Genomic DNA, 14,208 nt, shown 5'->3' on the forward strand with positions numbered 1-14,208 from the left:
TTATACAAATAAGACTATCCGATATACATTTGCGCCAACTCTTGTTGAAGTTCTGTCGGGGTTTCCTTCAATTTTGCCTTGACAAATTTATTAAGAGCTGATGGTGAATTAAATCCCAGATCAAAAGCAATTTCTTTATGGCTGAGGTCTGAAAATAAAAGCTGACGTTTAATTTCTATAAGAATCCGATTGTGAATCGCCTGAATCGCCGTTTCTCCACAATGTTTTTTAGTAATTAAGTTTAATTTTTTCGGAGTAATGGCCAATTCTTCTGCGTAATATTGAACCGTACGCTGCTCTTTATAATGCTGATTTAATAATTTTTTAAATCGAACATAAATTGGTTTGTCAGCAGTTTCTTTATGCAAAATAGGATGAAGTCCGTGAATAGATTCTATCAATCCCAAAAGGAAAATCTTAATGTGAAAACGCGCCTGTTCCTTTTTAATAAGACTCGGTTTTTGGTAAATTCCTTTGATGATTTCAATGGAATGTAAACTTTGCTCAAAATCTTCGGGAGAAAGAATGGTACAGTTCAGTTGTGTAGAAAGATTGACATTATAAGTACTCAATTCGTTTTTCAAAATATCAGAACAAAACAATATCTCTTCAAACAGAATAATTTTCCCTTTCAAATCATCACTCGGTTCAGACACAAAATGAACCTGATCCGGAAAAACCACGGAAATTTTCCCTGATTTAAGAGAATGCACTTTATCCTCAATTTGAATCTGCAGACTACCATTTTCGATAACAATAATGAAAAAATGATCTTTTTTATGAGGTTTTAAATAACTTTTCAGATTTTCTGTCGTTAAATCAAAAGCCCGAAAAGACAGATTTTTATCCTCTTCTTTTTGTATATTTTTTTTAATCTCCAGTTTCATTAAGCCTCCCATACTATTGTTATTTTTAAACGAAAAGGCAAATGTAGAGTAAAATAGTATTTATTTCCAAGATTTTGCTACCTCTAAAATTTTGAAATTGTATTAAAAAATCTGTGCAAATCCGTGTAAATCTGTGGTCAAAAAATAAGAAATACACACTTCACCCCATTGAAATAAAAGTAAAAGATCAATTAATCTTAATCAAAACCTAAAACCACCTCCACAATTTTTCTCTCTCAACGAAAATCCGTATTTTTGTGCATCTAAAAGTAAAAGAAGAATGAATTCCTACAAAAATCCATTGGAAGAGCGCTACTCCAGTGAAGAAATGTTATTTAATTTCTCACATAACAACAAATTCCGTACTTGGAGACAGCTTTGGATCGCTCTTGCAGAGATCGAAAAAGACCTGGGTCTTGAAATTTCTGACGAGCAGATCGCTGAGTTGAAAGCCAATGCTGAAAACATCGATTACGATAAAGCAGCAGAGTATGAGAAAAAATTCCGTCATGATGTTATGGCTCATGTTCACGCATATGGTGATGTGGCGCCTTCAGCAAAAGGAATTATACATTTGGGAGCTACTTCGGCTTTTGTAGGAGATAATACAGACTTAATTCAAATCCGTGACGGACTATTAATTTTAAAGAAAAAATTAGTAAACGTTATGAAAAACCTTGCGGATTTTTCTATTCAATATAAAGATCTTCCAACGTTAGGATTCACGCATTTTCAACCGGCTCAGTTAACGACTGTTGGAAAAAGAGCGACACTTTGGTTACAGAGTTTGGTTCTTGACATTGAAGAACTTGATTTCTTCTTAGAAACATTACGTTTCAGAGGAGTTAAAGGAACTACAGGAACGGCTGCAAGTTTCTTAGAGCTTTTCAACGGTGATTATTCTAAAGTTAAACATTTAGATAAAGAACTTTCAAAAAGATTCGGTTTCGATAAAGTATTTGGTGTTTCTGGTCAGACTTATGACAGAAAGATTGATGCTAAAGTAGTAGCTTTACTAGGAAATATCGCTCAGTCGGCTCACAAATTCTCAAACGATTTACGTTTACTTCAAAATCTTAAAGAAGTTGAAGAACCATTCGAGAAAAACCAAATCGGTTCATCAGCAATGGCTTACAAACGTAACCCGATGAGAAGCGAAAGAATCGGAGCATTAGCAAAATATGTAATGTCATTAACAACGAGTTCTGCAATGGTAGCTTCAACACAATGGTTTGAAAGAACATTGGACGATTCTGCTAACAAGAGATTAACAATTCCTCAAGCATTTTTAGCTGTTGATGCGATTCTATTAATCTGGAATAACATCATGAACGGAATCGTTGTTTATCCAAACAGAATCAACAAACATATCGAAGAAGAACTTCCTTTCATGGCGACAGAATACATCATCATGGAAGAAGTGAAAGCTGGTGGTGACCGTCAGGAAATCCACGAAGTGATTAGAGTTCATTCAATGGAAGCTTCTAAAAAAGTGAAAGAAGAAGGTAAAGAAAATGACCTTATCGAGAGAATCTTAAATGATGATTCATTAAAATTAGATAAAACAAAATTAAAAGAAGTTTTAGATCCTAAAAACTTTATCGGCTTTGCACCGATTCAGACGGAAGAATTCATCAACAATGAAGTTCAACCGATTCTGGACGCAAACAAAGACCTGATAGGTTTGGAGGCTGACCTTAAAGTATAAAACCATATGCAGTCTTTTCGGCTGCATATTTTATTTTTAATCAAAACATGAAGAAGTTACTTTTAATCATTTCATTGATTCCAATGATTTCCTTTTCTCAGAAAAAGGATGTTTTAAAGTATTTCATATCGAAAGATTCTTTGGTTGGAGTAAAAAATCAAGACGATAAAATTATCGTTCCTGCGCAGTTCAGAATTTTCTCAAATATTGAAAATGGTGAATTAGTTGAAGGAGAAACTATTCATTTTGACGGTTCTAAAAAAGGAGAGGAGAGAGAGAAAAATGCTTGGGGATATGTCTATGACCGAAAAGGAAATTTCCTGTACCAACCTTTTCTATATGATAACGGAGCAGATTATTTCGAAGAAGGAGTAAGAAGGTTCGTTAAAAATGGGAAAGTCGGTTTTGCAGATAGAAATGGTAAAACAATGATTGAACCGATTCATGATTTTGTGTCGCAGTTTAATTTTGGCTATGCTTTGTTTTGTGACGGATGCGACTGGAAAAAAACAGACGACGAACACAAAGCAATCGTTGGTGGAAATTGGGGAATGATGAATTTTAAAGGTGAAATCGTTCAACCCATTTCAAAATCCGAAAATGCTGTGGAAATTAACGAGAAATATTATCCGAATCCATTCAAATACAATGAAAAAGAGAAGAACATTCTTCAGTTTTTCGAAAAATATAATAAACAGCTTTCCGATATTTATTATGTGAATTACTATAATAAGTTATCTGAAAATGAAAAGAAATTATTCTTTGAGATTGTTGAAAGACCAAAAGAGAATTTCCCATACTTTCAGATTAATACTTATGATAACGGAAAGATGAATTCAGGATCATCGCGGTTTAATTTCAGAGTTTCAGAAGACGGTAAAAATTTTTACGCTTCAGATTATGACGTTGAAAAAATTCCTTTTGAAAAATGGTTGAAAAAAGAAATGAAAGAAGCCGAAGAATTTCAAAAAGAACATCCCGATAATCCGAACAAATTCAGTAAATAGGCCCAATAACAAGAAAATTTCAGAATTATTAATTTTTTAAATTGATTATTTAAAGATAATGCTACAGAATCAAAATCATCAACAATTAATGACCGATTTAAAAGAACTGGTTGCCCAGACGAGAAGTCAGGTAGCTGTTCAGGTAAATTCGGCAATGGTGGTTTTATATTGGAAAGTAGGACAAAGAATAAATGAAGATATCTTAGGAAATAAAAGAGCAGAGTATGGTAAAGAGGTAATTTCACAAATCTCTCACCAGCTTACTTTTGAATTTGGAAGTTCTTTTTCAGAAAAAAATATTCGAAAAATGATGCAGTTTGCTTCTGTTTTTGGAAATTTTGAAATTGTCGCATCAGCGATGCGACAATTATCGTGGACCCATTTCTTGTTACTTATTCCTATTTCTGAAGATACTAAAAGAGATTTTTATATTGAAGTTTGTAAGATTGAAAACTGGAGTGTAAGAACTTTGAGAGAAAAGATTAACTCTTTACTTTTTGAGCGAACTGCGATAAGCAGAAAGCCGGAAGAAGTAATTAATAAGGAACTGAAAAATTGGTCTGAGAATAATATTTTAAATCCAGATCTGATTTTTAAAGATCCTTATTTTCTAGATTTTTTGGAATTGAAAGATACATTTTCTGAAAAGGATTTGGAGGAAGCAATAATTGTTGAGCTTCAAAAATTTATTTCTGAATTAGGAAATGATTTTGCATTTCTCTCAAGACAAAAAAGGATTACAATAGATAATAGAGATTACTATTTAGATTTACTTTTCTATCATAGAAAATTAAAATCTTTAGTAGTTATCGAGTTAAAATTGGGAGAATTTGAAGCTGCACATAAAGGTCAAATGGAGCTTTATCTTTCATATCTAAATGCATATGAAAAAGTAGAAGGCGAAAACCCGCCGATTGGTTTAATTCTTTGTTCCGGAAAAAATTCCGAACATATCGAACTAATGAATCTGGAAGCAGATAACATAAAAGTTGCAGAATATTTTCTTGTATTACCTTCAAAAAAGATTTTACTTGAAAAGTTCCACCGTTCGATAGAGATCGCAAGGAATAAATTTGAAAATAAAAATAAGTCTAATAATATTTAAATATCTGGCATCTAATGTCTAATAACAAAAGAATTTTCGTAGAAAAAAGAGGAATTTTCGATGTAGAAAGTCCAAAAATTTTTGATGAAGTAAAAGCGGTTGTTCCGTCGATCAAAAATGTGAAAGTGTACAATGTGTACGATATTTTCAATTTGAACGATGGTGAATTCGAAAAGGTTGTCAACAGCACTTTCGTAGACCCTGTTACTGATATTTTGCATGAAGAAAATCCTGCGGAAGGAATCCATTTTGCAATGGAATTTTTGCCGGGACAGTACGATCAGCGTGCGGATTCTGCTCAACAGTGTATCGCTTTACTGACTGAAAATGAGAAGTCTAAAGTAAGAAGCGGAAAATTGATCGAATTTGAAGGTGCTTCTGAGGCTGATTTAGCTAAAATCAAAGACCTTTTGATTAATAAAGTTGAGTCTCAGCAAAAAGATTTATCAGTTGTAAATATTCCTGCGGATGAAATACCGTCAAAGGTTTTAATTCACGAAAATTTCATCAATTTTGATGATGCTCAACTTGAAAACTTCTTTAATAATCACGGTTTTGCTTTAGGATTAGATGATTTAAAATTCATTCAGGATTATTTTAAAACTGAAGATAGAAATCCTACAGAAACGGAACTTAAAGTTTTAGATACATACTGGAGTGACCACTGCCGTCACACAACGTTTGAAACGGAATTGTCAAATATTGAATTTGAAGGACAATTTAAACATACATTGGAAACTATTTTCAATGATTATATCGAAAAAAGAAAATTCTTAGGACGCGAATTGAAACCAATTTCTTTAATGGATCTGGCGACAGTTTGCGGAAGATATTTCCATAAAACAGGTGATTTGGAAAACCTGGTGGTTTCTGACGAAATCAATGCTTGTACGATCCAAATTGAAGCTGAATATGATGGTAAAAAAGAACCGTGGTATTTATTATTCAAAAACGAAACGCATAATCACCCAACGGAAATTGAACCTTTCGGAGGTGCTTCAACGTGTTTAGGGGGTGCGATCAGAGATCCTTTGTCCGGACGTTCTTACGTTTTCCAGGCGATGAGATTGACGGGTGCTGCTGATGTTTTGGAACCTGTTGACAAAACTTTACCGGGTAAATTACCTCAGAAAACAATCACAAAACAGGCTGCGAACGGATATTCTTCTTACGGTAACCAAATCGGTTTGGCGACTACAATGGTTTCTGAAATCTACGATGAAGGCTACAAAGCAAAAAGAATGGAAGTTGGTTTCGTTGCGGGCGCCGTTCCTGTGGATTGGGTAAGACGTGAAAAGCCTGAAGCTGGCGACTCTATCATCATTTTAGGAGGTGCAACGGGTCGTGACGGTGTTGGGGGAGCAAGCGGAAGTTCGAAAGAACAGGACGAAACTTCAATCCACACAATGAGTTCTGAAGTTCAGAAAGGAAATGCGGTTGAAGAACGTAAGATCCAGAGATTATTCAGAAATCCTGAAGTAACGAGATTAATTAAAAAATCTAATGACTTCGGAGCTGGAGGTGTTTCTGTAGCGATCGGTGAAATTGCTGATTCTTTGGAAGTTGATTTGGATGTTTTACCTTTGAAATATGAAGGTTTGAACGGAACCGAGCTTGCTATTTCTGAATCTCAGGAAAGAATGGCGGTTGTGGTTGAACCAAAGGATAAAGAGCAGTTCATCAAATTCTGTGAAGCTGAAAATATTGTAGCCGTTGAGGTTGCAAAAGTGACAGATTCAGGAAGAATGCAGATGTTCTGGAAAGGCGATAAAATTGTTGATCTTTCAAGAGCGTTTTTAGATACAAACGGTTGTTCTAAAAGTCAGGAGGTTAAAATTACTCACCTTAATGAAGTAAAAGAAGAAACTCCATCATTTAATGAAGAGAATTTCTTGAAAATTTTAGGCGATAAAAATGTTGCTTCTCAAAAAGGTTTATTGGAGATGTTCGATTCATCTATTGGTGCGACTACGGTGGCAATGCCTTTAGGTGGAAAATATCAGCAGACTTTAATGGAAGGAAGCGTTCAGACGTTACCGGTCATCGGAGCAAAAAATATTGAAACGGTTTCTTTGGCAAGTTGGGGATTTGATGCAGAGATTTCTAAACAGAATTCTTTGTTAGGGGCTTCTTACGCAGTTGTAGAAAGTGTGGCAAAGATCGTTGCAATGGGTGGTGATTATAAAAATATCAGATTCAGTTTCCAGGAATATTTTGAAAAATTAGGTCAGAACCCTGAAAAATGGGGTAAGCCTTTAGCTTCACTTTTGGGAGCTTATGATGCTCAGATTAATTTCGGTCTGGCTGCCATCGGAGGAAAAGATTCAATGAGTGGAACGTATCAGGATTTGAATGTTCCGCCAACGTTGATTTCTTTCGCTTGTGCAAACGGAGAAAAGAAAAATATTATCTCTCCTGAATTTAAAAATGAAGGAAATAAAGTGTATTTTTTCAATCATATTGCTCAGGAAAACGGGCTTCCGAATTATGATGCTTTAAAAGCTGTTTTTGAATTTATTTTCGAAAATATCAAAGCAGGAAAAATCGTTTCTGTGAAAACGGTTAAAGAAGGTGGAGTTGCAGTTGCTTTGGCTAAAATGAGCTTCGGAAACAGATTAGGTGCTGAAATTACAGTTGATGAAAATGGTTTGTTGACTAAAAATATCGGTAGCTTAATCATCGAATCTAAAGAGGAATTAAGTGCTACAAATCTTCAATTCATCGGAGAAGTTAAAAATTCAAATGTTATCAAGATTAATGATGCTGAATTTGCAATTGAAAAATTATTAGCCGCCAATACAAATACGTTTGAAAACCTTTTCCCAACAGTTGAAAAAGAAAAATTGACGGTTGAAATTGATGAAAAATTAAACTCAATCAATCCTAGAAATATCATTATTAAAAAACACGGAATCGCTCAGCCAAAAGTATTTGCACCAGTTTTCCCAGGAACAAACTGTGAGTATGATACATTGAATGCTTTCGCAAAAGAAGGAGCGGTTGTTAAAAGTTTACCTTTAATCAATATTAATCACCAATTATTGGATGAAAGTATTGATGCTTGGGTTGAAGAAATCAAAACTTCTCAGATTTTGGCGTTCTCAGGTGGTTTCTCAGCAGGTGACGAACCGGATGGTTCTGCGAAATTTATCGTTAACGTGTTAAAGAATGAGAAGATGAGAAATGCTGTTCACGAATTGTTAGACAGAGACGGAATGATTATCGGGATCTGTAACGGATTTCAGGCGTTGGTTAAATCCGGATTGCTGCCTTACGGAAGAATCAAAGATTTGGATGAAAATTCTCCAACGTTGGCTCACAATGCGATCAGAAGACACATTTCTCAAATGGTAAATGTGAAAGTATTGAACGATGAATCACCTTGGCTAAAAGGTATGAAGGATCAGGTGTTTACTATTCCTATTTCTCATGGTGAAGGTCGTTTCATGGCTTCGGAAGCAGAAATTCAGAAGTTATATGAAAACGGACAGATTGCAACGCAATACTTGGATTTAGAAGGAAACATTGCTCATGGAATGCCTTTCAATCCAAATAATTCATTGTTCGGAATTGAAGGAGTAACAAGTCCGGATGGGAAAATATTCGGTAGAATGGGACACCCGGAACGTTTTGCAGAAGGTTTGATGAAAAATATTCCAACTGCGAATTATCACAATATATTTAAAAATGGAGTTGAGTACTTCAAATAACAATAAAAAGAAAATGACTGTCATCAATGGCAGTCATTTTTCAAATCTGGAAGGCTTCTACGAAGAAGTTTCTAAGGTCTTGACGAAAGATATGAATTGGAAAGTCGGTACGTTGGACGGTTTCAATGATATTTTGTACGGTGGATTTGGAATTTTTGAAAATTATGATGAAGTTGAAATCATTTGGAAAGAATCTCAGAAATCAAAAGAGGATTTAGGATTTGAAGCCACGAAAGAATTTTACGAAAATAAAATCAAACAGGGAAAACCTTTTAATGTAGAATTAATTCAAGATAAATTAAATGAATTGATTGATGGAAAAGGGCAAACGTTATTCGATATTTTAATTGAAATTATAGAAGAGCATAAAAATATTACGTTAATTTTGGATTGATGATTAATATAAATGATCAGTGATAAATTATACTAAAAGTAAAATGAAGAAAATGATATACGGATTATTCTTCGGCGACAGCATCACTTACGGAGAATACGACGGAGTTTTTGGAGGTTGGGTAGATATTCTGAAAAGATATGCTCTACAGAAATATAATGAAGGCGGAACCAATGAACTAATTCTTTTTAATCTTGGAATTGGCGGCGAAACCACAGAAGGTTTAGTTAAAAGAATTCCACATGAAATGGTGGCGAGAAATTCAGCCGAAGAAAATATTGTTTTCATCGGTTATGGAGCCAATGATTTAGCCATAAAAAATGGAATTCAGATGGTAAATCCGGAGAATTTCAAAACTAATATTTTGACTGCAATTCACGAAGCAAAAAAATATTCACAAGATATTTATTTAGTAAGTATTCTTCCATCTTCTAAAAAAGTGGATGGAGTAGTAGTCGCTTCTGGAAAGTTGAGAACGAACGAAGAAGTTGTTATTTACAATCAGATTCTTCAAGATATTGCAACTGAAAATTCATTAATTTATATTGATTTTTATTCAGCTTTTTTACAGGATAAAGAAATTTTACTTTCCTCAGACGGCGTTCATCCCAACGAAAAAGGGTACGGAATGATGGCTGAAATTGCGATCCCAATTATTGAAAAATATTTAGAATTTTAAACACAAATAATCACTAATTTTTTCACAAATAGCACAATCATCTGTGTAAATCCGTGAGATCTGTGTGAAATTATTTGTCGAGATTGCTTCGTCACTTCGTTTCTCGCAATGAAAGAATTAATTAAAAATATACTTCCAATACACCAAAACTCCAACAACAACCGACAAAATTGCCATCAAAATTATCGCTCCTGCAGAAATATCTTTAATAAAACCAATTCTTTTATCAAATTCCGGTTGAATAAAATCACAGATTTTCTCAATCGCGGTATTAAAAATCTCAGCACTTAAAACTCCGAAAGAAACGATGAGAATTAAGATCGTATCAATATTGGAAAGTTGGAAATAGAAAATTAATATAATGTTAATAAAGAAAGCCAAAACCTCCAATTGAAAGTTTCTTTCCGATTTCAGCATTAAAAAAACACCTCGAAAAGCATTCAAAAAACTCTTATGGACAGGTGGTTTTCGCATAATGAAAATATTATTCACAAATATAATTAATTGCTTCAAGAAAATGCTTATCTTTAGTCCTTTATGATGTTTTATCGTGAAAAAGCAGAGTAGAAGTGATGAGCATAATCTTTTGATGGTTGTTAATAACTCTCAGGATTATATTTTTCAATCTATTTTCTATTTATTATATTTGTAAAAATTTATTTTTAAATCTATGAAATTTATTATTTCAAGTGGAGAACTGCAGAAGGCTTTGCAAACTGTAAGTGGCGTAATATCAAGCTCTCAATCGAGACCTATTTTAGAAAACTATCTTTTTGAGTTAAACGAAAATAATGTTACCATTACAGCATCTGATGGCGAAACAACTCTTGTCACTTCTTTGGAAGTGAAGTCTGATGATTCGGGGAAGTTTGCTGTTCCTGCTAAAATTTTTCAGGATTTTATCAAGACCTATGGCGAACAGCCTTTAACATTTTCTGTAAAAGATAATGATGAGGGAACGGGAAGTCAGCTTGAGATTTTAGATGAAAAAGATAATTTCGCGGTAGCTTTAGACAATGCGGATGACTATCCGGAATTGCCGGAATTTGATGCTGCTCAAAGCGTAACAATGTCTGCGGGAGTTTTATCTGAAGCTCTTACAAACACCCTTTTTGCTACAAGTAACGACTCTCTTCGTCCTGTAATGACGGGGGTTCTTTTCCAGTTTGGAGAAAATGAAACGAACTTTGTTTCTACAGATTCTCACAGATTGGTTGTGTACAAAAGAATGGACTTAATGAATGCCGAGCCAATGGAATTCATTATGCCTAAAAAACCTTTGAATATTTTCAAAAATATCTTGGCAAGTTCAAATGAAGACGTAACGATCGAATTCAACGAGAACATGGCTAAGTTTACTTTTGGTAAACATATTTGGATCTGTAGACTGATCGATGGAAAATATCCTAATTATACAGCGGTAATTCCTAAAGAAAACCCGAATGTATTGACGATCAACAGAAACCTTTTATTAGGAGCAATCAAGAGAGCATCTATCATGTCTAATAAATCTACCAATCAGGTTAGATTTAAATTGTCGGCAAACATTCTTCACCTTCATGCAGAAGATACGGAATACGCAAACAAGGCAGATATGCAGATTCCTTGCGACTATAATGGGGAAGATATCAACATCGGGTTTAGCTCTAAGTTTTTAACTGAAATGTTGACAATTCTTGGTTCAGACGATATCACAATGAAAATGTCTCAGCCAAACAGACCTGGAATTATCGAACCTCTTGATGGTCTAGAAGAAAACGAAAATATCTTAATGTTATCAATGCCAGTAATCGGTTTGTAATATTAATTTAGATAAATATGTAAAGAGGTTTTGATTTTCAAAGCCTCTTTTCTTTTTTGGGAGCTTAATCCCGCTTTTCACTATATCTTTTTGGTTACGGGCTCCGCTTCGCTCCGCCCGCAACCAAAAAGGATGCCGTTGCAATCGGGGCTAGGGATGCGGTCTGTTACTTAAATATTGGCAAATATCCACGAAGTTTGTCATGCTGAAAGCATCTAAATGTAGTATTAGAAAAGATTCTGGAAATATTCATGTCTGAATGCTTTCAGCTTGACAAACTTAACGGAACAATTCAGCAGATGTTTCTTGACGTAGATCTGTGTAAATTTGTGAAAATCTGTGGTCAATCAATAGTAATTAAGATTAAAAATAAAATCTGCAAAATCTACGATTGTAAGGAAAATCATAGAGAGAAAATTAACCTCTTAAAGTATCTTATAAATTTCGGTATTTCTTAAAAAAACACGACATTTGTAACTCGAAAAATTCAAATAAAATTTTCAAAATTTAATAAATGAAGATATCAAATAACTGGCTGAAAGATTATATAAAAACGGAATTAAAACCTGAAAGAATTGGTGAATTCCTTACTGATATCGGTCTTGAGGTTGAAGGGATAGATAAATTTGAAAGTATCAAAGGAAGCTTGGAAGGGATCATCGTGGGTAAAGTTTTAACTTGCGAGAAACATCCTAATGCAGATAAATTGAACAAAACAACTGTAGACGTAGGAAACGGAAAGGTGTTGAACATCGTTTGCGGTGCTCCAAATGTTGCAGCTGGACAAACTGTTCCTGTTGCTGTTGTCGGAACCAAAATCTATGATAAAGAAGGCGGATTTTTTGAGATCAAAGAAGCGAAGATTAGAGGAGAGGTTTCTCAGGGAATGATTTGTGCTGAGGACGAATTAGGTCTTAGCAACGATCACGGAGGAATCATGGTGTTGGATGAAGAAAAATATGAAGTAGGAAAGAATTTTGCTGATTATTTTGAATTGACAAACGATGAAGTTTTCGAAATCGGATTAACGCCAAACAGAACCGATGCAATGTCTCATTATGGGGTTGCAAGAGATCTATTTGCTTTCCTTTCAACAAATAAACAGAAGTCAGAATTTGAAAAAGTAAGTTCAGAATCTTTAAATAATGAAGGTTCTCACAACTTTACGTTGGAAGTTGAGGACGCAGAATTATGTCCAAGATATATCGGAGCGGTGATCGAAGATGTAAACGTTGCAGAATCTCCGGCTTGGTTGAAAAACAGATTAAAAGCAATCGGATTAAGTCCGATCAATAATATTGTAGACATTACAAATTATATTCTTCACGGTTTCGGACAGCCGCTTCACGCTTTTGATGCAGATAAAATTGCAGATAAAAAAGTGAAAGTTGGCACCGTAAAAGAAGGAACAAAATTCACGACTTTAGATGGTGTTGAAAGAACTTTAAACGGTTCTGAGATCATGATAAAAGACGGAAAAGATAACCCGATGTGTATTGCCGGAGTTTTCGGTGGTGCTAATTCAGGTGTTTCTAACGAGACGAAAACCATTTTCCTGGAAAGTGCTTATTTCAATCCGGTAGCGGTGAGAAAAGGAGCTAAATTCCACGGTTTGAATACGGATGCATCTTTCAGATTTGAAAGAGGAGTAGATCCTAATATCACAAGAACTGCCATTACTCACGCAATCAAAATGATTCAGGAGCTAGCTGGCGGAAAATTGACAGGTGATTTGTTGGAAGAATATCCAAAGAAAATCGAAGACAATTATGTGATCATCAGATTCTCAAAAATCGAACAGATATTAGGAACAAAAATTCACAGAGAAAAGGTAAAAGAAATTTTAAAAGCCCTTGAAATTCAGGTTTTAAATGAAATCCAGAATGGTTTTGAAATCTCGGTTCCTGCTTACAGAGCTGATGTAACAAGAGAAATCGATGTTATTGAAGAGATTTTAAGAATCTACGGATATAACAAAATTGAAGCTCCACAAAAGATCTCTTTCACACCTGTGAAGCTAAGTGCAAAAGATCAAGACGAACTGGAAAACAACTGGGCAAGAACTTTACAGAGCCTTGGTTTCAATGAAGTAATGAACAACTCATTAACTTCTGTAAAAGATGAAACTGATGCTGTAAGATTGTTGAATCCGTTAAGTAATGATTTGGCATTCATGAGAAAGTCTTTATTAGAAGGACTTTTGGAAAATGCTATTTACAATATCAATAGAAAAAATCAGGATATCAAATTCTTTGAATTCGGAAAAATTTATCACAAAAAAGATAAATATGAAGAAAGAAAGCAAATGGCAATTTTGATTTCAGGAAGAAATGTTGCTGAAAACTGGTTACAGCCAAAATCTGCTACAGATTTCTACAACTTAAAAGCTTACGTAAAGGTTTTATTAGAAAGATTAGCAATTGATTATAAAGAAGTTGCTTTATCTGACGATAGATTCTCTGATGCTTTAGCATATGAAGTTGACGGAAAAGTTTTAGTAAGAATCGGAAAAGTTGCTCCTCAGATGTTGAAAGATTTCGATGTCGAGCAGGAATGTTTCTATGCTGAAATTGAATTGGAATTTGCTCAGGAATTACGCTCAACAAACGAATTGAAATTCAAAGATATTCCAAAATTCAACAAAATCAGAAGAGATCTAGCTTTATTGATTGATAAGAATATCACGTATCAGGAATTGTTTGAGATGGCTAAGAAGAATAAATCTCCATTCATTAAAAACATCAATTTATTCGATGTTTATGAAGGGAAAAACCTTCCAGAAGGTAAAAAATCTTATGCAATGAGTTTTGAATTACTGAATGAAGAGAAAACATTGGAAGAAAAAGAAATTTCTCACGTAATGGATTCTCTGATCAAATCTTTCCAAAAAGAATTTAATGCGGAATTAAGATCATAA

The 14,208-nt window shown here is 34.2% G+C and carries 10 protein-coding genes; 8 read left to right on the forward strand and 2 right to left on the reverse strand.

Annotation, left to right across the window (positions count from 1 at the left end):
• Positions 1-14 precede the first annotated feature (14 nt).
• Positions 15-899 (reverse strand): AraC family transcriptional regulator, encoded by an 885-nt coding sequence (locus AC1Q7L_RS00540; RefSeq protein WP_492305859.1) that lies wholly within the window; start codon positions 897-899, stop codon positions 15-17.
• Between the two features lie 268 nt (positions 900-1,167).
• Here AC1Q7L_RS00540 and purB point away from each other — a divergent pair, with 268 nt between their 5' ends.
• The 6 genes from purB to AC1Q7L_RS00570 are packed head-to-tail and all read left to right on the forward strand — an operon-like array spanning position 1,168 to position 9,490.
• Positions 1,168-2,595 (forward strand): adenylosuccinate lyase, encoded by a 1,428-nt coding sequence (purB, locus tag AC1Q7L_RS00545; RefSeq protein WP_066757272.1) that lies wholly within the window; start codon positions 1,168-1,170, stop codon positions 2,593-2,595.
• 47 nt (positions 2,596-2,642) lie between these two features.
• Positions 2,643-3,602, forward strand: coding sequence for a WG repeat-containing protein (locus AC1Q7L_RS00550; protein ID WP_492305858.1), 960 nt, complete (start codon positions 2,643-2,645; stop codon positions 3,600-3,602).
• Positions 3,603-3,660: 58 nt separating this feature from the next.
• Entirely contained in the window at positions 3,661-4,707 is a 1,047-nt protein-coding gene (locus tag AC1Q7L_RS00555; RefSeq protein WP_492305857.1) for a PDDEXK nuclease domain-containing protein, read from the forward strand.
• Positions 4,708-4,721: 14 nt separating this feature from the next.
• A complete protein-coding gene (locus AC1Q7L_RS00560) occupies positions 4,722-8,417 on the forward strand; it encodes a phosphoribosylformylglycinamidine synthase (RefSeq protein ID WP_492305856.1) in 3,696 nt (1,231 codons plus the stop codon).
• Complete coding sequence (locus tag AC1Q7L_RS00565) at positions 8,395-8,811, forward strand: barstar family protein (protein ID WP_492305855.1); 417 nt, start codon at positions 8,395-8,397, stop codon at positions 8,809-8,811. Before AC1Q7L_RS00560 ends, AC1Q7L_RS00565 begins: the two co-directional genes overlap by 23 nt.
• 43 nt (positions 8,812-8,854) lie before the next feature.
• The gene (locus AC1Q7L_RS00570) at positions 8,855-9,490 is read left to right on the forward strand and encodes an SGNH/GDSL hydrolase family protein (RefSeq protein WP_492305854.1); all 636 of its coding nucleotides are present in this window, start codon (positions 8,855-8,857) and stop codon (positions 9,488-9,490) included.
• A 117-nt stretch (positions 9,491-9,607) separates the two neighbouring features.
• On the opposite strand, the gene AC1Q7L_RS00575 is transcribed toward AC1Q7L_RS00570, so the two are convergent.
• The gene (locus tag AC1Q7L_RS00575; protein WP_492305853.1) at positions 9,608-9,964 is read right to left on the reverse strand and encodes a diacylglycerol kinase family protein; all 357 of its coding nucleotides are present in this window, start codon (positions 9,962-9,964) and stop codon (positions 9,608-9,610) included.
• Between the two features lie 196 nt (positions 9,965-10,160).
• On the opposite strand from AC1Q7L_RS00575, the gene dnaN reads away from it, so the two are divergent.
• Both dnaN and pheT read left to right on the forward strand, forming a co-directional pair.
• On the forward strand, positions 10,161-11,291 hold the full coding sequence (gene dnaN, locus AC1Q7L_RS00580) for a DNA polymerase III subunit beta (RefSeq protein ID WP_066757286.1): 1,131 nt from the start codon (positions 10,161-10,163) through the stop codon (positions 11,289-11,291).
• Between the two features lie 514 nt (positions 11,292-11,805).
• A complete protein-coding gene (gene pheT / locus AC1Q7L_RS00585; RefSeq protein WP_492305852.1) occupies positions 11,806-14,208 on the forward strand; it encodes a phenylalanine--tRNA ligase subunit beta in 2,403 nt (800 codons plus the stop codon).

The sequence above is a fragment of the Chryseobacterium sp. GW823-FHT05E08 genome (assembly GCF_058795655.1).